This is a genomic window from Brooklawnia cerclae, assembly GCF_011758645.1.
In the GTDB taxonomy this organism is placed as follows: Bacteria; Actinomycetota; Actinomycetes; order Propionibacteriales; family Propionibacteriaceae; genus Brooklawnia; species Brooklawnia cerclae.
In genome coordinates, this window is sequence record NZ_JAAMOZ010000001.1 from 1,473,728 (window position 1) to 1,493,970 (window position 20,243).

General features: G+C 67.2%; 19 protein-coding genes. 9 read left to right on the top strand and 10 right to left on the bottom strand.

Annotated features, from left to right (window positions below; genetic code table 11):
• From FB473_RS06795 to FB473_RS06815, 5 genes are all read left to right on the top strand, one after another.
• Nucleotides 1-1,053 carry a LacI family DNA-binding transcriptional regulator gene (locus FB473_RS06795; protein ID WP_167165846.1) on the top strand — a complete coding sequence of 351 codons (1,053 nt, stop codon included), beginning with the start codon at nt 1-3 and terminating at the stop codon, nt 1,051-1,053.
• Between the two features lie 161 nt (nt 1,054-1,214).
• On the top strand, nt 1,215-2,570 hold the full coding sequence (gene dcuC / locus FB473_RS06800; protein WP_167165848.1) for a C4-dicarboxylate transporter DcuC: 1,356 nt from the start codon (nt 1,215-1,217) through the stop codon (nt 2,568-2,570).
• Between the two features lie 27 nt (nt 2,571-2,597).
• Nucleotides 2,598-3,632: a nucleoside hydrolase gene (locus tag FB473_RS06805; protein ID WP_167165850.1), complete on the top strand. Its 1,035-nt coding sequence runs from the start codon at nt 2,598-2,600 to the stop codon at nt 3,630-3,632.
• Nucleotides 3,633-3,651: 19 nt separating this feature from the next.
• Nucleotides 3,652-4,545 carry a dihydrodipicolinate synthase family protein gene (locus tag FB473_RS06810; protein WP_167165852.1) on the top strand — a complete coding sequence of 298 codons (894 nt, stop codon included), beginning with the start codon at nt 3,652-3,654 and terminating at the stop codon, nt 4,543-4,545.
• Nucleotides 4,546-4,658: 113 nt separating this feature from the next.
• Nucleotides 4,659-5,978, top strand: a complete 1,320-nt coding sequence (locus tag FB473_RS06815) for a Fic family protein (RefSeq protein ID WP_167165854.1) — start codon at nt 4,659-4,661, stop codon at nt 5,976-5,978.
• On the opposite strand, the gene FB473_RS06820 is transcribed toward FB473_RS06815, so the two are convergent.
• From FB473_RS06820 to FB473_RS06830, 3 genes are read right to left on the bottom strand one after another with little or no spacing between them, the layout of a single operon-like run.
• On the bottom strand, nt 5,961-6,635 hold the full coding sequence (locus tag FB473_RS06820) for an aspartate/glutamate racemase family protein (RefSeq protein WP_167165856.1): 675 nt from the start codon (nt 6,633-6,635) through the stop codon (nt 5,961-5,963). The genes FB473_RS06815 and FB473_RS06820 overlap by 18 nt on opposite strands.
• A complete protein-coding gene (locus FB473_RS06825) occupies nt 6,632-7,912 on the bottom strand; it encodes a hydantoinase/carbamoylase family amidase (protein WP_208390465.1) in 1,281 nt (426 codons plus the stop codon). Before FB473_RS06825 ends, FB473_RS06820 begins: the two co-directional genes overlap by 4 nt.
• Nucleotides 7,913-7,922: 10 nt before the next feature.
• A complete protein-coding gene (locus FB473_RS06830; RefSeq protein ID WP_208390466.1) occupies nt 7,923-9,083 on the bottom strand; it encodes a diaminopropionate ammonia-lyase in 1,161 nt (386 codons plus the stop codon).
• Nucleotides 9,084-9,202: 119 nt separating this feature from the next.
• Between FB473_RS06830 and FB473_RS06835 the strand changes: the two genes are divergently transcribed.
• The gene (locus FB473_RS06835; protein ID WP_167165858.1) at nt 9,203-9,970 is read left to right on the top strand and encodes a GntR family transcriptional regulator; all 768 of its coding nucleotides are present in this window, start codon (nt 9,203-9,205) and stop codon (nt 9,968-9,970) included.
• Between the two features lie 5 nt (nt 9,971-9,975).
• On the opposite strand, the gene hydA is transcribed toward FB473_RS06835, so the two are convergent.
• Genes hydA through FB473_RS06865 form a run of 6 tightly spaced genes read right to left on the bottom strand, consistent with a single transcriptional unit; the run spans nt 9,976 to nt 16,358 of the window.
• Complete coding sequence (gene hydA / locus FB473_RS06840; RefSeq protein WP_167165860.1) at nt 9,976-11,385, bottom strand: dihydropyrimidinase; 1,410 nt, start codon at nt 11,383-11,385, stop codon at nt 9,976-9,978.
• A gap of 12 nt (nt 11,386-11,397) precedes the next feature.
• A complete protein-coding gene (locus FB473_RS06845) occupies nt 11,398-12,981 on the bottom strand; it encodes an N-acyl-D-amino-acid deacylase family protein (protein WP_167165862.1) in 1,584 nt (527 codons plus the stop codon).
• Nucleotides 12,971-13,831 (bottom strand): ATP-binding cassette domain-containing protein, encoded by an 861-nt coding sequence (locus FB473_RS06850; protein ID WP_167165864.1) that lies wholly within the window; start codon nt 13,829-13,831, stop codon nt 12,971-12,973. Before FB473_RS06850 ends, FB473_RS06845 begins: the two co-directional genes overlap by 11 nt.
• Nucleotides 13,831-14,733, bottom strand: coding sequence for an energy-coupling factor ABC transporter ATP-binding protein (locus FB473_RS06855; protein ID WP_167165866.1), 903 nt, complete (start codon nt 14,731-14,733; stop codon nt 13,831-13,833). The genes FB473_RS06850 and FB473_RS06855 overlap by 1 nt, the downstream gene beginning before the upstream one ends.
• Nucleotides 14,730-15,662, bottom strand: a complete 933-nt coding sequence (locus tag FB473_RS06860) for an energy-coupling factor transporter transmembrane component T family protein (RefSeq protein WP_167165868.1) — start codon at nt 15,660-15,662, stop codon at nt 14,730-14,732. The genes FB473_RS06855 and FB473_RS06860 overlap by 4 nt, the downstream gene beginning before the upstream one ends.
• A gap of 48 nt (nt 15,663-15,710) precedes the next feature.
• Nucleotides 15,711-16,358, bottom strand: a complete 648-nt coding sequence (locus FB473_RS06865) for an MASE1 domain-containing protein (protein ID WP_167165870.1) — start codon at nt 16,356-16,358, stop codon at nt 15,711-15,713.
• A gap of 196 nt (nt 16,359-16,554) precedes the next feature.
• Between FB473_RS06865 and FB473_RS06870 the strand changes: the two genes are divergently transcribed.
• The 3 genes from FB473_RS06870 to FB473_RS06880 all read left to right on the top strand — a co-directional run bounded on the left by FB473_RS06870 (nt 16,555) and on the right by FB473_RS06880 (nt 19,376).
• Nucleotides 16,555-16,959: a GntR family transcriptional regulator gene (locus tag FB473_RS06870; protein WP_167165872.1), complete on the top strand. Its 405-nt coding sequence runs from the start codon at nt 16,555-16,557 to the stop codon at nt 16,957-16,959.
• Nucleotides 16,960-17,084: 125 nt separating this feature from the next.
• Complete coding sequence (locus tag FB473_RS06875) at nt 17,085-18,053, top strand: DUF1648 domain-containing protein (protein WP_167165874.1); 969 nt, start codon at nt 17,085-17,087, stop codon at nt 18,051-18,053.
• An 18-nt stretch (nt 18,054-18,071) separates the two neighbouring features.
• A complete protein-coding gene (locus FB473_RS06880; protein WP_167165876.1) occupies nt 18,072-19,376 on the top strand; it encodes a glycosyltransferase in 1,305 nt (434 codons plus the stop codon).
• Between the two features lie 46 nt (nt 19,377-19,422).
• On the opposite strand, the gene FB473_RS06885 is transcribed toward FB473_RS06880, so the two are convergent.
• The gene (locus FB473_RS06885; protein ID WP_167165878.1) at nt 19,423-20,175 is read right to left on the bottom strand and encodes a VIT1/CCC1 transporter family protein; all 753 of its coding nucleotides are present in this window, start codon (nt 20,173-20,175) and stop codon (nt 19,423-19,425) included.
• Between the last annotated feature and the right edge of the window lie 68 nt (nt 20,176-20,243).

Below are 20,243 nucleotides of genomic sequence, written 5' to 3' on the forward strand. Positions count from 1 at the left end.
ATGAACAGAGGAACACCGACCCGCGCCGACGTCGCGAGGCTGGCCGGGGTGTCCGTGGCCGCCGTCAGCTACGCCTTCGACGAACGCAGCGGCAAGTTGTCCGACTCGACCAGGCGGAGGATCCTCGACGCCGCCGAGTCGATCGGCTACCGCCCCAACAAACTGGCCGGTGGCCTGCGGCGGGGGCGCACGGACCTCGTCGGGATGATGGTTCCCGACATCACGAACCCCTTCTTCGCGGAGCTTGCGCGCTCGGTCGAACGCCACTGTTTCGAGCGCGGTCTGATGCTCCTGCTCGCCAGCGTCGACAACGACCCTGCGCGGGAGGAGGAGTACATCCGGTCTCTCACCGACCTGCAGGTGACCGGCGTCATCGTGACCTCGACGAACTTCGGGGGCATCTCGAAGAAGGCGCAGGCGCTCATCGAGGGTTCCGGTATCCCCTCGTCGCGGCTCGACCGCAACGGCGACGGCAGTGTCGCCAACACCATCGCGGTCGACAACCTGCTCGGTGCCAAGATCGCCGTCAAGCACCTGCTCAACCACGGTTACCGGAACATCTTCTGCATCGGAGGGCCCAAAGGGCTCTCTTCGGCCGATCTGCGCGTCGAGGGATATCGGGAAGCCTGCGCCGGAATCGACGGCGTGGCCGGCGACGTCGTCCGCGGCACGTTCCGGTTCGAGAGCGGCTACCGGATCGCGGCAGACATCGTGAAGAAGGCCGAGCACCTTCCCGACGCGATCTTCGCCTCGTCCGACGTCCAGGCGCTCGGTGCGCTCCAGGCGATCCAGGAGGCGGGGTTCCGCGTCCCCGACGACATCGCCGTCATCGGGTTCGACGGTGCGCGCGAGGGAAAGTACTCGCGCCCGAGGCTGACGACCGTCGCTCAGCCGATCGACAAGCTGGCGCGACTCGCAGTCGAATGCGTTGTCGAACAAGCCAACGGCAAGGCCCCCTCACCCACCCCGACTCTTCTGCCACCCCAACTCGTTCGCCGCAGTTCTTGCGGCTGCGTGTGGGACGAGCCCGTCGAGAAGGGGGAACCGCAGTGACTTGCGTGGAGTGATCCTCCATTTGACCGGCGTCGGAGAGCCGCGATCGGCTCGCCCGACTCAGGCGGCGCAGCACTATCCGTCTTGATAGGCCTTCACGCGATGGGGCGTGGACCTGGCTGCGGCGACGAAACCCACAGCACACGGATCTCGGAGAAAAAATGCAGATCTTCCTCGTCATACTGACCCTGGCCTGCGTCGTCGCCGTCGCGGCGCTGATCCTCAAACGCGTGAACCCGATCTTCACGTTCTTCATCTCAGGCGTCCTCATCCTGCTCGTCGCGACGCTGATCGACGGCGAGTCGGTGCTCGGCGACGACACACTCGGAAATGCTTTCCTCGATGTGTTCGGCGAGATCACCGCGTCCTTCAGCAGCACGGTCTCCGGCGTGGGGGCGATCATCATGACCGTCACCGGCTACGCGGTCTACATGGCCCACATCAAGTCGTCCGACAAGTTGGCCTATGTGGCGACCCGGCCCCTCGGCAAGCTGAAGAACCCCTACCTCGTACTGAGTGGTGTCTTCGTCGTCGGTTGTTTCCTGAAGTTGGTCATCACGAGCCAGGCGGGCGTGGCCATGCTGCTGCTCGCCAGCACGTTCCCGATCCTCACAGCGATCGGCATCCATCCGCTCACGGCGGCGTCGCTGCTGACGCTCGTCTGCTTCGACTGGGGTCCCGTGGACGGCAGCACGCTCTTCGCGGCCAAGACAGCCGAAATGGACGTCGTCGACCTGTTCGTCCGTTACCAGTTCAAGGTCGTCCTTGTCGCCATTGTGGTGCTCGCCATCCTCATCCCGATCTACTACAGCCGGGTCGATCGCAGGGCGATCGAGCGTGGCGACGAGCAGCCGGTGGAGAAGACGACGCCGACGAACCCGGACGTGCCCGGGTGGTACGCACTCCTGCCCGCCCTTCCGATCGTCATCGTGGTCGTCTCGTACTTTCTTCCGACCATCGATATCGACGTCGTCACCGCGAACTTCATCTCGCTACTGGCCGTCTTCGTCATCGAGATGATCCGCCGCAAGGACTGGCGTCAGGTGCCCGGCGACATGGCAGTCGTCTGCAAGGCTATGGGCACGGCATTCGCGAACGTCGTCATGATCATCATCAGCGCGTCGGTTTTCGCGGCAGGCATCAACAAGCTCGGTGGCATCACGATCATCGCGGACGCGGCTTCGGATCTGAGGGGCGCGGCGGTCATCACCATCGTCCTCATGGCCGTCATCTGCTTCGGTGCGGCGATGATCATGGGTTCCGGCGCGGCGTCGTGGTTCGCCTTCGGACCGCTGGCCCCCGGCATCGCGGCCAAGCTCGGTGTGGCCCAGATCGGCTTCCTCATCCCGATGGAACTCGGTGCCGCGATCGGCCGGGCAGCTTCCCCGGTCGCCGGTGCGACCATCGCCATCGCCGGCTACGCCGGACAGGACGTCATGAGCGTCGTCAAGCGGACGCTGCCACTGCAGGTCATCTCGTTCGCGACCGTTCTCGTCGCGTCCCTCATCCTCAACTGACCTTTTAGAAGGGAAGGAATCCTCATCATGAGCCCGATCAAGACAATCCTCGACTGCGACCCCGGCTCCGACGACGCGGTGGCGGTCATGCTCGCGGCGCTGTCACCTGCCATCGATCTCCTGGGTATCACCGTGGTCAACGGGAATCGCATTCTGCCGAAGACCCTGGAGAACGCCCTGCGCGTCGTCCAGTTCCTCGGGCAGGACATCCCGGTGTTCGCCGGCGCGGAGACCGCACTGGTCAGCGGCCTCATCAAGTCGCGTAAGCCCGATCTACCGCGCGTCACCCGCAACGACAGCCACGGCGACTACCTGCAGCTACCGGAAGCGACCATCAAGCCTCAGCCGGTGAGGGCGGCCCAATGGCTGGTCGAGACTCTCATGGCCTCCGACGGTGACATCTCGATCGCAGCGGTGGGACCGTTGACCAACATCGCGTTGGCTCTTCGCCTCGAACCCAAGATCGAGTCGAAGATCAAGCAGTTGGTCATCATGGGCGGCGGTGTGGCCGGATCGAACGCGAGCGCCTCTGCCGAGTTCAACTTCTACGCGGACCCCGAGTCGGCGAAGATCGTCCTCGACACCACGATCCCCACGATGATCCTCCCGCTGGACGCCACGTGGCGTGCCTGCATCACTCTCGACCAGTGCACAGACCTGCGAGCGATCGGTACTCCGTGGGCCGACTACACCGCCGACCTCGTTGAACTACGCGTACGGGGTCTGCAGGTCAACGATCTGAGCGCCCACAACTCCGAGCTCCGGCATACCCCGGGTACCGTGTCGAGCACGCTCCTCTACCGGTACGAGAACGACATGGCACCGGTGCACGACGCGATGGCGGTCGCCTACCTGATCGATCCTGCCGTTGTCACCGAGTACATCGAGGCCAACGTCGACATCGACATCGCCGGTGGGATCGCCGACGGGCGTTTGGTCGTCGATCTCCACAACACCAAGAAGGGCGCAGCACCGATCAACGCCAACGTCGCGGTCAACTCGGACGGGCAACGGTTCTACGAACTGATCTCGCGCACGTTCGCCGCCGACGGGGCACGATGATCCCGGAGGGAGCAATCGCATGACATCGACACCACCACTGGCGGGGATCGTCCCGTACGTCCCTACGCCCATCAACGCCTCACATGTCGACGCTGCGAGCGTCCGCAGGCTCGTGGAGCACCTCCTCGCCGAGGGGGTGACGGGCATCTCCCCGCTCGGGTCGACCGGTGAGGTCATGTACCTGACGCCGGAACAGCGGCTCGAGATGGTGCAGGCGGTCGTCGCGGCCGTCGCCGGGAGGGTCCCCGTGGTGGTGGGTGTCGCCGCGTTCTCGAGCGAGGACGTCACGGCCCAGATCCGTCGCTACGAGGACGCCGGGGCGGACGCGTTCGTCGTCATCCTGCAGCGGTATTTCCCGCTGACCGCCGATGAGCAGTACGCGTTCTTCGCGTCGGCGGCGCAGGCGACCGACGCTCCGATCGTCGTGTATTCGAACCCGCTGCTCGGGGCCGACATCACCGCCGACCTCGCGGTCCGCCTCTCGGGGATCGACAACATCCGGTACCTGAAGGACGCCTCCGGGAACACCGGGCGCCTCTACTCGGTCATCGGCCGGGTCGGGTCTGCCATGAGCGTCTTCGCCGCCTCGGCCCATGTGCCCGCGCTGGTCTTCCAGATCGGGGGAGTGGGGTGGATGTCGGGCCCCGCGTGCGTCGCTCCCCGGGCGTCGGTCGCCCTGTACGACAGCTGGAAGGCGGGGGACCTCGACCGGATGTGGCGGATTCAGCGGGCGCTGTGGCCGCTCAACGAGCTCTTCGGCAGGTACTCGGCCGCGGCGTTCATCAAGTTCGCATTGAACGCGCAGGGGTTCGACGTGGGGGAGCCGTGCCCGCCGAAGGGGCCCCTTCCGCCGTCGGTCGGCGAGCGGTTCTCCGAGGTGATGCGGGGAATCGACGAGGCGCTGGCCTCCTGAGGCGACTCGGCGCGGGTGCGGTCGGATCGGCTCGCTCGGAGGAGGTCCCTGTCGCGACGGATCCGTCGGTCCTTACACCACTTTATTAGTATAAGGTGGTGTAAGATAACCGTGTGGACCAAGAACGAGGTGGGTACTACTCCGAGTTTGTCGTCGGCCGGGAGACCTATCCCTGGGACTGCGAACCGGATCATTCCGCGTCGCGCCGCCAGCGACTGTCAGCCCGGGGCCCCTACCAGGCGGTTGTGCCCGCCGTGATCGCTGGGGTCACAATTCAGATTGACGCTGGGCTCCAGGCGGAAGCGGAGGACGCGGTTCGCGAGATCACCCGCTTCGACGCAGAAGTCACCGCTGTCGCGGAGCATCGCGTCGGCCACGAGAGCAACGAGGTAGTCGCTGAACTCGCTCCACTGGCGTCGGTGCTGTTGCGCACGGAATCGGCATCCTCATCGGAGATAGAAGGCGTGACGGCTGGCGCACGCGCGCTGGCGATGGCTGCCATCGACGCGCAAACCGGTTCGAACGCCCGATTGGTGACCGCGAACGTCGCCGCTATGAAGCGGGCGGTTGAGTTGGCCGACGGCATCAGCGTCGCTGCCATCCTCGCTGCTCATGAGGCACTGCTCGATCGACATGCGTACGCCACTCCCGGGAAGCTGCGGGACCAGCAGGTGTGGATCGGCAGCAACGCTCTCAGCCCTCATACGGCGTCGTTCGTCCCACCGCACCACACGCGGGTCCCGGCGGCGCTCGATGATCTCATTGCTTTCCTGCATCGGGTCGACCTGCCGGTGCTTGTGCAGGTGGCGATCGCGCACGCGCAGTTCGAGACGATCCATCCCTTCAACGACGGCAACGGTCGCGTCGGCCGCACGCTGATCCATGCGATGCTGCGCCGCTCCGGCGCCGCGCGCACCTTGACGATTCCGGTCTCAGCCGGGCTTCTGACAGACACGTCCGGTTACTTCCGCGCGCTGGCCGACTATCGCGAAGGGTATGTCGAGACGATCGTCCGACAGTTCGTCAATGCCTCCTTCCGTTCCATCAGTAATGGGCGGCAACTCGTTGACGAACTGGAAGAGGTCTATGAGGGCTGGAACGAGCAACTGCCGTCACGGCGTGGGTCGGCGGCCAGACGACTCCTGCCGCACCTGCTGAACCAGCCAGCAGTGAACATCGCCCATGTCGAAGCCGTCACAGGCGTCGCGCTATCGGCGGCCCAACGGGCCGTCGAACAGTTGGAGGAGGCAGGAATTCTGAGACGCGCAGGCGGAGGACGACGGAACCGGGTGTGGATTGCCCAAGACGTCGTCGACGCACTCGATTCCTTCGCCGAACGCGTCGGCCGCCGCGACCTTGGCACACACAGCGGCACGGCTGCGGCATCGGCGGAGATTCCCGCGCGCCAGAGATCCTCAACGGGCGGCGGGTAGGACGGCTCCCGGCATCCGCCGAGCGAGAAGCCTGATCGCCGCGTCCAGGCCCGCGGCAATCGGTTCGATGACGTCCGCGCCCGTCCGCTCGCGGACTGTAGGAGCGAGGGCAGACATCGTCGCGCACCCCAGCACGGTGGAGCGGATGCCGCGCGCGACCATGCCGTCCACGATCGCGGTGAGGTCTGCCGCAGCTGCGGGGCTCGCGGTCTCGTAGTCGTTGCGTCCCGCTCCGACAAGGTAATCTGGCGCACCCAGCCCGTACCGGACGGCCTGCCCGATCTTGTCGTCGGCGATGGCGGGGCTGATGCAGATCACGCCCCAACTGCCCGTGGACGCCGCTGTCGCCATGGACGCCCACCCCACCCCGACGACGGGTATGGACGAGTCCTCCCTGCCGACCGGCAGCCCGGGGTCGCCGTGGCAGGCGACGACCATCGCGTCGAACCCGAGCGCCGGAAGGTCTCGGATCTGCTCGCGGACACGGCCGGCGACGGCGTCCGAATCGTCCTGCGTGACCAGGAGTTCGGGGGCACCAGGCAGATACCGCGTCACCACGGTGCACCCGGGATGTTCGTGTGCCCAGGAGTCGGCGACCCCGCGGATCACATCCGTGGTGGTCGCCGACCCGTTGGGGTTGAGGCACAGGAGCCTCACGCGCGTCCCGCCAGGCTGAGCGCGCAGTGCAGCAGCACGTTCACGCCGTCGGCGCATGCCTCGGGGGTGGAGTACTCCCTCGGATTGTGGCTGATGCCGTCGTACAGGCCGGGGACGAACACCATGCCGGTGGGGCAGATGGCCGCCATCTCGCCGGCGTCGTGGCCGGCCCCCGACATGATGCGCCGGTTGTTCATACCCAGTTCCCCTGCCGTCTGCTCGACCAGGTCCATCATCTCCGGGGCGAAATTGGCCGGGGGAGTGTGGGCGGTGGTGACGGCCTCGATCGTGACCCCGGTGCGCTCGGAGACCTCGCGGCAGTAGCGGCCGAGTTCGTCGCGGGCGGCGAGGATGGCCTCCTCCTCGGGATTGCGCAGGTCGACCGTGATCAGTGCCTCCGCGGCGACGATGTTGACCAGATTCGGCGATGTCTCGAAGCGGCCGACGCTGGCCCGCAGCTCGCCGAAGCGTCCCGACTTGACCATGTCGTCCAGATGCACGGTGACCAGGGACGCGGCGAGGGTGGCGCTGCGCCGCAACTCGTCCGGGGTGGTGCCGGCGTGGGCGGCGCGCCCGTGGAAGGTGAGACGCTGCCACAGGATCGCCTGGACGCCGGTCACCACCCCGATGCGGTATCCCTCCGAGCCGAGGATCGGCCCCTGCTCGATGTGGCATTCCAGGTAGCCGGCGGGGGGATCGACCGGGACGGCGACCGGGCCGACCAGTCCATGGCGGTCGAGTTCCTCGCCGACGCTGATGCCTGCGGCGTCCGTCAGGGCCCGCGCGTCGGGCTCGGTGATGCGTCCTGCGGCCACGGCGCTGCCGAGCATGTCGGTGCCGAAGCGGCAGCCCTCCTCCTCGGTCCACACGGCCAGTTCGATCGGCCGCCGGGTACCGATGCCCTCGTCGTTCAGCGTCCTGATCACCTCGAGGCCGCCGAGCACGCCGAGGCAGCCGTCGAAGCGTCCGGCCGTGGCGACACTGTCGAGGTGTGATCCCAGGACGATGGGCGCCAGGTCGGGCTGCGCCCCCTCACGGCGTGCGCGCACGTTTCCCATGCGATCGAGCCGCACTGCCAGACCGGCTTCGCGCATCCATCCGAGCGCCAGCTCGCGTCCGGCGACGTCCTGGTCGGTGAGAGCGAGCCTGCGGACCCCGACGAGGCCGGTCTCCTCGTCGAGGTAGGCGCCGATCTTCCCGAGTGCCTCCAGGGAATCCCAGAGTCTGCCGCCGTCGATCTTCAGGGTCCCGGACGACGTCGCTTGCGTGATGGTCACTTCTTGCCTCCTAGTTCCCGTCGACGATGCGGCGGTGGTTGATCGGATCTGTGGGTCCTTCGGTGACGACGACGAGGACGACGTCGGTGGGACGCAGTTCCAGGACGTCGGCGTGGGCGAGCAGCCCGGCGAGGCCTGCGGCGCCGCTCTCACCGGCATCGATGCCGTCGCGGTGCAACAGGCGCATCGCCTCGGCCGCGGCCTGGTCGTCGATCACACTCATCGCGTCGAACCCGGCACTGACATCGGGCCAGGCGATCGCCGACGGGGTACCGCAGTTGAGGCCCGCCATGATCGAGGTCTGGGGTCCCGGGCTGGTGACGATGTGCCCGGCCTCCATGCTGGCCGTGACGCAGTCGGCCGAGGTCGGTTCGACCCCGACGAGCAGGCGGGCAGGACGGGCCGCGAAGCCCCGGGCCACTGCGGCGGCGAGCCCCCCGACGCCGATCTGGGCCGTGACGACGGTGGGCTCGGGAATCAGCCCGCCGTCGATCGCCTCGACGACCTCGGCCATCATCGTGGCGTAACCCTCGATCACGTCGGCGGGCGCCCGGGTGTACCCCTCCCACGAGGTGTCGGAGATGACGGCATGAACGCCGTCCTCCATGGCCGCTGCCTGCGCGACCGTCTGGTCGTAGTCGCCCGTGGTCTCGATGACCTGCGCACCCTCGGAGGCGATGCCCTCCTTGCGTGCGGCGACCGTCCCGGCGGGGACGAGGACGATCGACCGGAGCCCGAGGAGCCGGGCCATGCGTGCGACGGCGCGTCCGTGGTTGCCGTCGGTGGGTGCGACCAGGACGAGCTCGGGGTGGGCTGTCGCAGCGTCCTTCAGTTGCGGGAAGCCGACCCCGGCGGCGTCCCCGAGATTCCAGCGGTGCGCCAGTTCCCTGCAGACCGCCCACGAGGCGCCGAGGATCTTGAACGAGGGCAGCCCCAGGCGTTCGGTCTCGCGCTTCACCAGGACGCGAGCGACCCCGAGCTGCTCGGCGGCTCCAGGGGCGTCGTCCACCGGGGTCGCCGCGAAGCCCGGCAGCGACGCGTGGAACGCGACGCAGCGTGGTGCGGCCGGCTGGACGCGGCCGCGGTCCACCAGGGGGTTGGCGATGAGCCGCGCGCCGGCGGCTTCGGGGCGGGTGCCGGGGTCTGTGGGCTGGTCCACGGGTGTGATCACCCTTTCAGGTTAGTTGTAGGATAACTAATGAGTAACTGGATTGCGGTCCGACAGTGAAAACGATCCGGCGTCTCGGTGGGCCTAGAATCATCGAAACGCCCCAACCCCGAGGAGCCCTGATGTCGTTGCACGATGGTCCGAACGCCGTCAGGTTGCGTACGCGGCTGCCCCTTCAGGTGGAGATCCGCAATGCGATCCTCGAGGATCTGATCTTGTCGGGGCAGGTCGCGGCGGGCGACAAGCTGCCGTCCGAGGGCGAGCTCTGCGAGACCTACGCCGCCTCGCGCGTGACCATCCGCTCGGCCCTGCAGTCGCTGCAGGAGCAGGGATACATCCGCACCGTCCGGGGATCCGGCTCGGTCGTCCTTCCCCAGTCGCAGGCCATCCATTCCAGGCTCACCCGCCTCGTCTCGTTCGACGCATTCGCCGAACAGTCCGGCGAGGCGTTCTCGACGCTCGACGCGATCATCGACGAGTGTCCCGCGGACGACCCGGTACGACTCCAGTTCCCCGAGGACGACCGGGACGCCATCACCCGCATCAGCCGGGCCAAGACCCGGGGGGACAAGAGGGTCGCATGGATCGTCGACTATGTGCCGGCCGCGATCATCGGCCGTGACGAGCTCACCGAGGAGTTCGCGCGGTACGGGTCGGTCCTGGACGTGCTGATCGCGCGCGACCGCGCCCAGTACTCCGACTGCACCATCACGCCCGTCGTGGCCGATCGCGAGCTGTCCCGGCACCTCGACGCGCCGCGGGGATCGGCCGTGCTCCACATGAGCGAGTTGACCAGGGACGTCGAGGGTGGGCTCGTCGATTGCAGCGAGTCGTGGTTCCTGCCGGGGGCTTTCACCTTCTATCTGCGGCGCAACCGCGACTCGCACTGATCCGGTCACCTCGACCGGTCCGCGAGCGGCTGCGACTGCCCGCAGGCCACGAAACCGCCGACGGGGCCCGCCTCGGTCAGCCTCCCGTCATCGACCGCCAATCTGCCGCGGACCAATACCTGCCGCACCCTGCCCTCGATCCGGAAGCCTTCGTAAGGGGAGTAGTCGACGTTCTCCAGCAGGTCGTCGTGGCGCACGGTCCACGTGCCGCGCGGATCGTAGACGAGGACGTCGGCGTCGCTGCCAGGTGCCAGCACGCCCTTGCGTGGGTAGAGGCCGAAGTACTTCGCCGCGTTGGTCGCGTTCACCTGCGCGTATCGCTCCAGACTCAATCTCCCGGGCACCACGCCGTAGGTGTACAGCAGCGCCATGCGCAACTGGATGCCCGGGGCGCCGTTGGGGATGTGGCGGAAGTCATTGCCGCCCTTGTCCTTCTGACCGTCCAGGTTGAAGGGACAGTGGTCGGTGCCGATGAACTGGATGCCGCCGTCCGCCAGGGCAACCCACAGCGCGTCCTGATTCGTGCGCTCGCGCAGCGGGGGGCTGATGACGAAACCGGCGGTCTCCCGCAGGTCGCTGTCGGGCCGTCCGTAGCTGCCGGCGTCCAGCAGCAGGTACTGGGGACAGGTCTCGGCGACCATCGGGGCGCCGAACTGCCGGGCCCGGTTCACCTCGGCCAGGCCGTCGGCGCTGCTGAGGTGGACGACATAGCAGGGCGCGTCGTCGGCGAGATGGCTGATCGTCCCCAGACGGTTGATCGCCTCACGCTCCACCTCCACCGGATGGGTGTGCTGGTGGTAGTACGCGGAGACCTCGTCGTGGGCGACCCGATCGCTGGTCAACTCGTCGATGAGGCGGCCGTTCTCGGCGTGGAGGCCGATGGTGCCGCCGAAAGTCCTGGTGGCCTGGAGCGCCTGCATGATCTCGTCGTCCTCAACCATCATCGCGGGCCGGTAGGCCATGTACATCTTGAACGAGGTGACGCCCTGGTCCGCGATGGCGGCGATCTCGGCGGCCCGTCCGGTCGGCCATTCCAACATCGCCAAGTGGAAGGCGTAGTCACACCACGAACGTCCGTCAGCCTTCGCATGCCAGTTGGCGAGTCCCTCGGCCAGCGTCTCGCCCTTCTGAGCTGTGGCGAAATCCATCACCAGGGTGGTGCCCCCGGCGACGGCTGCCCGCGTGCCGGTGGTGAAGTCGTCGCTGGTCACTGTGCCCTGGGTCGCGAGGTCGAGGTGCGTGTGCGTGTCGATTCCACCGGGCAGGACCAGGCATCCCGTGGCATCGATGACCTCGTCACCCGGCTCGGGTGTCACATGGCCGACGGCGGTGATGCGTTCGCCGTCGATGCGCAGATCGGTCGTCTCCGTCCCGTGCTCCGCGACGACGGTGCCATTGGTGATGATGGTGCTCACGATGTCCTTTCCTCAGCGCACGACACGACCGGGCAGGTTGCCGGTCGGTCCTGTCACACCGGTCGACCCGGTTCCGTCCCATACCTTCTGGCCCGCCACCCACACGCCACGCACACCCGCGGTGAACTCGCAGGGATCGGCGAACGTGGCCCGGTCGACGAACTCGGCCGGGTCGAGGACGACCAGGTCGGCGCGCAGCCCGCGGGCGATGCGGCCCCGGTCGGGCAGATGCAGCACCTCGGCGCTGCGCTGCGTCATTCGTTCGATGGCCTCGGACGGTGTGACGTGCCCGTCCCGGATGGCGAGTCGTCCGAGGAACCGGCCCGTCGACCCGTACAACCGGGGGTGCGGCGAGGGATTGAACACCCCGTCGCTGCCGAGCAGCGACCCCGACTCACGGTAGATGGCGGCCACGACGTCCTCACTCGCGTAGTGGTCGATCATCGCCGAGTCGAGTCCGGTGCGGTCGAGGATGTCCATCACTGCCAGCGCCGGGTCGGTGCCCAACCGGTCGGCGGCCTCGGCCAGCGTCTGGGCCTCGAACTCGGGAGCCCCGACCGCCTGCGTGATGGTGATGTTCTCCGCGCCGCAGGAACCGAAGATGTTCTCCCAGCCCGCGAGGCCCTTGTGCATGTCGGTGGCCATGCGCCGGCGGTCGTCGCGGTCACGGCAGCGTGCCAGCGCTGCCGACGGTCCGCCGTCGTTGGCCCACGGGGGAAGCAGCGCCGACAGCACAGTGCTGCCCGCGCCGTAGGGGTACTGGTCGACCGTGAGCGGTATCTGCCCGGCGGCCCCGGCCAGCAGTGCGAGCAGGGGTTCGAGCAGGTGGGCGTTGCCGATGAGCTTGAGATGTGAGACGTGAAGCTGCGCGCCCGTTGCCCGGCACGCGTCGATGAACTCGGTCATCGCGGCCAGGCATTCGGACGCCTCGTTGCGCACGTGGGGCACCAGTGGCACACCCCACTTCGCGGCGACCTGCGCCATGGCCTGCAGTTCGGGCTGTCGCGCATACAGGCCGGGTGCGTAGATCATGCCGAAGCTGATCGCCCTGCCGCCCCCGGCGAGGCTGCGGTCCGCCAACTCCTGCATACGGACGAGTTCTTCGGCAGTCGGGGCGCGGTCGTCGTCACCCATGACGACCTGGCGGACGGCGCTGTGGGGCACGCAGGCGGCCATGTCGCTCGCCGGGTGGCAGGCGTCCAGGTCGGACAGGTATTCGTCGAAGCCGCGCCATCCCCACCGGGGCGATTCGGCGGGCTCGAGGCCGGCGAGGTAGCTGCGTCGCGCGGTGAGATGTGCGTCGTCCACCGGGGCGGGCCCGAGCCCGTCCGGGCAGATCAGCTGCGTGGTGAACCCCTGGGAAAGTTTGGCCGCCATGGTGGGTTCGTCGAAGGCGCGAAGGGCGCAGTGCGCGTGGAGGTCGATGAAACCGGGTGTCACCCATGCTCCGGAGGCCTCGACCTGCTCCGCGTCGTCGACGGGGGCGCCGCGGGGCACGAGGTCGGCGATGCGTCCGTCGGCCACGACGAGATCGGCGCCGACGAAACCTTCGGGGGTGAAGACCTCGGCGTTCCTTATCACCAGGTCAGCCGACATGGCGCATCTCCTCTCCGGCACCGACGACGCGCCGCCACTCGGCCAGCAGTTCCTCGGCGAACAGCGTCGTACCACTGAACCGGTCGTCGGCCAGGCCCTGGGCCAGCTGGGTCACCAGCGGTGGCATGAGGTCGGCCTGAGCGATGACGTCCGCGCGGGTCAGCACTTCGCGGGTGGCCCCGTCGAGGAGGATGCGGCCACCGGTCATCGCGATGACCCGTTGTGTGTATTCGGCGACGATCTCCATGTCGTGGGTGATGACGATGATCGTGTGCCCGGCCGTCTCGTTGAGCATCCGGAGGAAGTCCATGACCTCACGCGATTGCCGGTAGTCCTGACCGGTTGTTGGCTCGTCCACGATGATCACCTTCGGGCGCAGCGACAGGATCGAGGCGATGGCGATGCGCTGCCGGATGCCCTTGGTCTGGAAGAAGGGGTGATCGTCGAAGAGCCGTTCGGGGATGCCGGCGATTCGCGCGGCTTCACGCACTCGTGAATCCACATCCTCGGCTGCGAGATGCAGATTGCGTGGCGCGTAGGCGATCTCGTCGTAGATGCGGTTGTTGAACAGCTGATGGTCCGGGTTCTGGAAGACGTACCCGATCGACTTGATGAGCTGCGCCGACCTGGTCGAGGGCCCGATCGTCAGGCCGTCGACGACGACGGCCCCGCCGGTGGCCTTGAGGATGCCGTTGAGGCATTTCGACAGCGTCGTCTTCCCGGAGCCGTTGGTGCCGATCAGGGCGACGAACTCGTGCGGCTGGATCGTGAACGAGACGTCCGACAATGCCTGTGTCCCGTCCTCGTAGCGGTAGTCGAGTCCGGTGACCTCGATGATGGGTTCGGCCACTATGCGCTCCTCAGTGTCTGTCGGCAGGTCGAGACGATGTCGTCGAGGCGTACCCCGGGGTGCCGCATGGACACGGGATCGGCCAACGCGGACTCCGCGAACACGACGGTGCCCGGGATGCGGATGGACTCGCGCGCGGTGGCGTCGAGTTGCCCGAAGAAGGCATCGAGGTCGGCGTCGACGACGACCCGGCCGCCCGCGACCATGAACATCCGGTCGCAGACCTCGACCAGGCGCTCCACGTTGTGCTCGATCACGACGATCGTCATGTCGAGGGTCTGCTTCAGATGTTGGAGCAGCGAGAACACCCCGGCTTTCGAGACCGGGTCGAGCATCGAGGTGGGCTCGTCCAGGATCATCACCCGGGGACGCATCGCGAGCACACTGGCAATGGCCACCCGCTGCTTCTGCCCGCCGGAAAGTTCGAAGGGCGATTTCGCGAGCAGTCCTTCCAGGCCGGCGAGTTCGACCACCCAGTCCAGGCGGCGTCCGATCTCGTCGGTCTCGATACCGAGGTTCTCCAGGCCGAAGGTGATCTCCTCCTCGACGCTCATGGAGGTGAACTGGGCGTCCGGGTCGGAGAAGACCAGACCCACCAAGCCCGCGCACTGTGCGGCGTCGTAGTCGCGGATGTCCTTGCCGAACAACTCGACCGAGCCGTGGTAGATGCCGTTGAAGCTCTGCGGGATGATGCCCTTCATCGCGCTGGCCAGCGTCGTCTTGCCGGACTCGTTGGGGCCGACGACACCCACGAACTCGTGGCTCCGGATGGTCAGGTTGATGCCGTCGAGGGCGTCCTTGTCGCCCCCCTCGTAACGCCAGGTGAGGTTCGTGACCGTGATGGCGGGCTCGCCGCGGTCGGTGGCGGACGCGTCGATGGGGATCGGAGCCGAGCCGGTCATCGCAGCACCTCCAGCAGGCCACGGTTGATGACGGACTGGCCCAGCCCGAGCCAATCGGTGGTGAGGCGGATCGCCGCGATCGCCACGAGCAGGACGATCATGCCGGCGATCACACCCCAGTCACGCGCGCGCATCGAGAACTTCTGCCTGAGCCAGTCGGGGCGCGGCTTCCCGTTGGCCTTGTTGCTCACCCGCACGCCCTTGGCGTACAGGCCCATGCTGATGTCCTCGCTGCGCCGGATCGACAGCGCGAACAGGGGAATGAGGTTCATGGCGAAGTGCTTGACCTTGCCGACCAGCGACAGGTCGCGCGTGTCGAGGCCGCGGGCGACCTCGGCTTCTTTGATGACCGCGTAGTCCTCCAGGAAGATCCCGACCGATCGCAGCGCGAGGCCGATGAAGTACGACACCACGAAGGGCACGCCCACCGATCTGAGGCCGACGAGGATGTCGCTCTCGCGGTTGGTGCTGAAGTAGAAGATCGACGCCAGCACCAGCGCGATGATGCGGCAGTAGGTGGTGAACGCCCACATGACCGAGGCGAAGTAGACGTTCACCGGCCCCCAGTGCGCGGCCGGGGACGACATGTCCTCGGCGCGAGGGAAGCAGACGTAGGTCAGGTTGAGGATGATGAAGACGGTCACGAACATCGGCAGGAACATCTTGAGCCGGCCGAGACGCACGTTCGCCAGCCGGAACATCACCAGGGTGACGACGATGACGAGCAGGTTGACCTCCGGCCGTTCGATGAACAGCGGAACCACCGAGGTCACCAGGTAGATGACCAATCGCGTGGCCGGATGCAGCGCGTACATGGGCGATGTCGTGGGGACGTAGCCCATGATCGTCTTCTGCATCGCCGGACGCGTGGTGCGCGTCCGGGACGCGTTCACCATCGTCGGGGGCGGACTGGCGATCGCGAAGGCCATGAGGTCAACCTGCTCTCTGTTGTGTGGGGACGACGCGTGCTGCCGGGATCAGGCCCAGACGCGCTTGACGAAGGCCTTGCTGCGAAGGACGATCGGCGAGATGAACTTCAGCATGACGACGCCGAGCACCCAGGACGCGATCGAGTTGCCGAGGAACCAGCCGATGAAGGTCACCCAGAAGGCGCCGCTCGTGATGAGCCCGAAGACGATCAGCACCCCGGAGCCCCACAGTGCACCGATGAGGTTGGAGACGATGATCGCGAAGATCGTGAAGATCGTCCAGTCGCGGCCGCTCCGCAGGCGCGGATCGGCCTTGAAGAGCCTGAACGCGAGGCCGCCGACGACGCTCTGAGCGAGGTTGCCGGGAATGTAGGCCAGCGAGATGGGTAGGGGAGCGGACCCTGCGATGGCGTTGGAGATGATCGGGAACGCCGCGCCTGCGATGCCGCCCCATCCGCCGTACCAGATGCCGCCCACCGTCTGAATCGCCTGGCCGGGCCAGAAGGCGGTGATGTAGCCGAGGGGAATCGCGAGGCTGCCGAACGTTCCCACGACGATGCCGATGCCGGTGAACAGTGCCGTCATGACGAAGTGCTGGAGGCCGGGCTTACGAACCTCGCCCTCGGCGACCTTCCACACGTTCTCCGATGTGGTGGCGCTCGATTCGGCCACCGAGTTGATTGAGCTGCTGGTCAAGACCGGGCCTTTCTGCAGGAGGGACAACTTGTATGAGAACTAAGAACTAACAGAATCTCAGCAAGTGCCACTTCCGTGTGGGTTACGGCCGCGTAACGATCCCGTTACGCGGCCGGATGCGTGCGGGCCTGCGTGTCCGTGTCATGACTACGTATCTGTATTACTATCTGTAATACAGATAGAGGCTGGAGGTGTCGTGGAGATCGAACTAGATCCGTTGTCGCCGGTGCCGCTGTATCAGCAGGTGCGTGACCGAATCGTGGAACTGATCGCCATGGGCCAACTCGCTCGTGGCACGGGGCTGGCCTCCGTCCGGTCACTGGCTGGGGCCTTCCGTATCAACCCAGCGACTGTGGCCAAGGGCTACGACCTGCTACGTACCGAAGGCTTGGTCGTCAGTAACGCCAAATCGGGGACGTTCATTGCTCGCGGGCGGGATTCGGAGCCGGCGCAGGCCTACTTCGTCACCGAGTGGAGGCAACGGTTGATCACCTTGCTCGCTGAGGGACGCGCCAAAGGACTGACTGAGGCCGACCTGATATCGATCTGTCGCGAGGTAACCGCTCGGCTGGAGGCTGGCGCGAGCCAAGGAGGCATGTGATGGTCTGGACGATGCTCACGGTGGTTGTCGCTCTCGGGCTGGTCATGGCGGCAGTTCCCAAGATTTCTCGAGCGACGGTACCACTCGGAGTCAGCGTGCCGCGGTCCAGAGTTGCCGACCCAGTCGTGATACGGGCGGTCCACGGGTATCAACTGACGTGCGGGCTGCTCACCATCGTCGCAGCCGCCGGGGTCTGGCTCACCCGGATGGCGGCAGTATCGGGCGCCCTGTGGTTGATCGGACTGCTCCTCGCCTCGACGATAGCCTTCGTGGCCTGTCGGCGTCCCATCGCGGCCGCCAAACGCGAGCAGAACTGGTACTTCGGACTCGAGACTCGGATCGGTGCCGATGTGGGACGCCAGACCACCACGGCTCGGCCAGTTTGGCCACTGCACGTGCTGTCTATAGCCCTCGCCGTCGCAGGTGCCGTCATTCTCGTCCTGTGGTTCGATGTCCTCCCCGACCCGTTCCCCACCCACTGGAACGCGGCCGGGCAGCCTGATGCCTGGTCCACCAGAACCTGGTGGACAGTGCTCGCCACCCCATTGACTGCGTTGGCGATCGCGGCCATGATCGCTGGCTTGGCGTCGTGGACGTCCCGGCGGCACGACCCCGTTCTGCCCGACGGGGCCCGCGGTCCGTCCAGACGGTCGACCCGCGAAACCTCGGTTGCAATCCAGGTTGGTATCGGCTGCCTGTCGGTGCTGAGCACAGCGATGCTGATTTTCTTCGCACTCGCTCCGCTACTGGCTGTCAGTCAGGACGCGATCGCCGCTGCCGCCTGGGCGGCAATGGCGGCGCTGGTCGTCACGATGTTGTGCCTGGTGGGCGTCACCGCGCAGGCCCAGGGGCGGGCCCGACGAGCGGCACAATCCGCTCGCATCGGACGGCCCGAGCCTGACTCACCTGACGACGACAGTCTGTGGAAACTCGGCCTCGTCTACTACAACACCAACGACCCCTCGGTGCTGGTTCCCAAACGATCCGGTATCGGCTATGAGCCCAACGCTGGACATCCGCTCGGGATGGCCATCTACTTGTTCGCATTGGTTGCGATCGTCAGCGCGCTCGTCGCTGCGCTAACCGCCGGCTGAGCGAGGGAGGAACGACTCATGAGTGAGGACATCCCCGGGCACTTGCCTGCCGGATCGAAGCGGGCCGTGCTGCTCGTCGGCTTCGGTACCAGGGGCGACGTCGCACCCTTGATCGAACTCGCGAAGGCGGCGAGCGGATGCGGCATCACCCCCCGGCTCGCGGTGGGGACCGACTCGACGGAGTTCGCGGCCGAAGCGGGGTGCGAGGTGATAGACCTCGGCGTGGACATCACCCGGTTGATGGCCGGGCCGCTCGGCGACGCCTGGATCCGGGCGTCTCGATGGGGGCCGTATCCTTCCGCGCGTGCGGTCCGGGCTTTCGTCGGTGCGTGTCTGCCCCGGATCGTGACCGTGCTGCGCGAGCGACACCGGCCGGGCGAGGCACTGGTCACGGGGTTGGCGACCTTCGGCATCGGTGCCGCGCTGGCCGACGAGCGTGGTGTGATGCATGTGTCGGCGCTGTTCGCCCCGCTGACGCCCAGCACGCAAGCCGCGTCCACCATGCAGCCGATCGTCTCGGGGAATCACCGCGCCAACCGCCTGGCGGGCATGCTGGCCGCCAGGTATTCGGCAGGTCTCGCTCTGCCCGCGACCAACCTCGTCCGACATGACCTCGGCCTTCGTCCGTGGAGCTTGGACGATTACGTGACGGCGTTGGTCGATGCTCCCACGCTGTACGGAGTGAGCCCGCACCTTCTGCCGCCGGATCCGGGCTGGCCCGATCGGGTGGTGGTCACGGGGCACTGGCTGGCCGGCGCCGAGCACCCGACGCCGCCCGGCGGGCTGGAGGACTTCCTCGAGGACCACCCGGGGGCCGTTTACGTCGGGGTCGGCTCGATGCCGTCGTCCGACGGGTACGGGTTGGTCGCCGAGGCGTTGGCCCGGTCGGGGCGACCGGGGGTCGTCGCGCGCAACCTCGTCCCCGAGCTACCTTCGGGCGACCACACTCCGGTCGGGCACCCGGGGTTGTTCGTCGTCGGCGAGGTCTCGCACCAGTGGCTGTTCCCCCGCATGTCCGCACTGGTGCACCATGGCGGGGCCGGCACCACGCACCAGGGCGTGCGCGCCGGGGTTCCCGCGACCGCAACGCCGGTGCTCGGCGACCAGCCCTATTGGGGACGACGCCTCGCGGATCTCGGGGTCGGTCTGCCGCCCGTCCCGAGGCACAGGCTCACGCCCGCCCGGTTGGCCCGGATCATCGCGGAGACGGCATCACGACCCGGTCTCCGGGAGCGAGCCCAGTCCTTGGCGGACGCGCTGAGGTCCGAGCGCGGCGCCGAGGCTGCCGCCGCGACGCTCTCGCGGTTGCTCTCGCATCGCTGAGCGCTGACCCCTGACGGTGAACGGCTGGGCCATGGGACAGGAGTGATCAGCCGAGGGCGGCGTTCCCGATCAGGACGCCGATCAGCCAGGTGGCCGCCAGCGCAAGTGCACCTCCGGCGACCAGCCTTGTCACCGCGCGCGGCCGTGAGCTGCCGCCGATCGTCGCCGAGACCGTTCCGGTGGCTGTCAGGGCGACGCAGACAGCGACGAACGTCACCGGCACACGCCACGCAGCTGGCGGAAGAAGGATTGCCAGGAAGGGGAGCAATGCGCCCAGGGTGAAGGAGAGCGCGGACGAGAAGGCCGCATGCCACGGATTGACCAGTTCGTCCTGATCGATGCCCAACTCGAGTTCCAGGTGCGCGGGCAGCGGATCGCGTGCCGTGACCTCCGCGGCCGCCTGGCGGGCCGTCTGCTCGGACAACCCGCGTTGGACGAAGAGCCCGACGAGTTCCTCCAGTTCCTCCTCGGGCATGTCGTGCAACTCCTGGCGCTCCTTGTCGATCAGCGCGCTCTCGCTGTCGCGCTGGCTGCTGACCGACACGTACTCGCCCAGTGCCATCGAGATCGCGCCGCCGACGACACCGGCGATGCCTGCGACCAGAAGAGCAGGTCTGTCCGTGGTGGCCCCGGCGACCCCAACCACCAACGAGGCGACCGAGACGATTCCGTCGTTCGCTCCCAGGACGCCCGCGCGCAGCCAGTTGAGCCTCTCGGCGAAGCCGGATTGGTGCGGTTCCCCGGGGTGGGGCAGGGTCTGCTCCCCGGGTTGGGAGATGGTCTGGCTCGAGTCGTCCATGGAACTTCGTGTCCTTCGCGGTAGAGCGGGAAAGCCGCTGTGTCTACGTGCTCGTCCGTGAAAACACA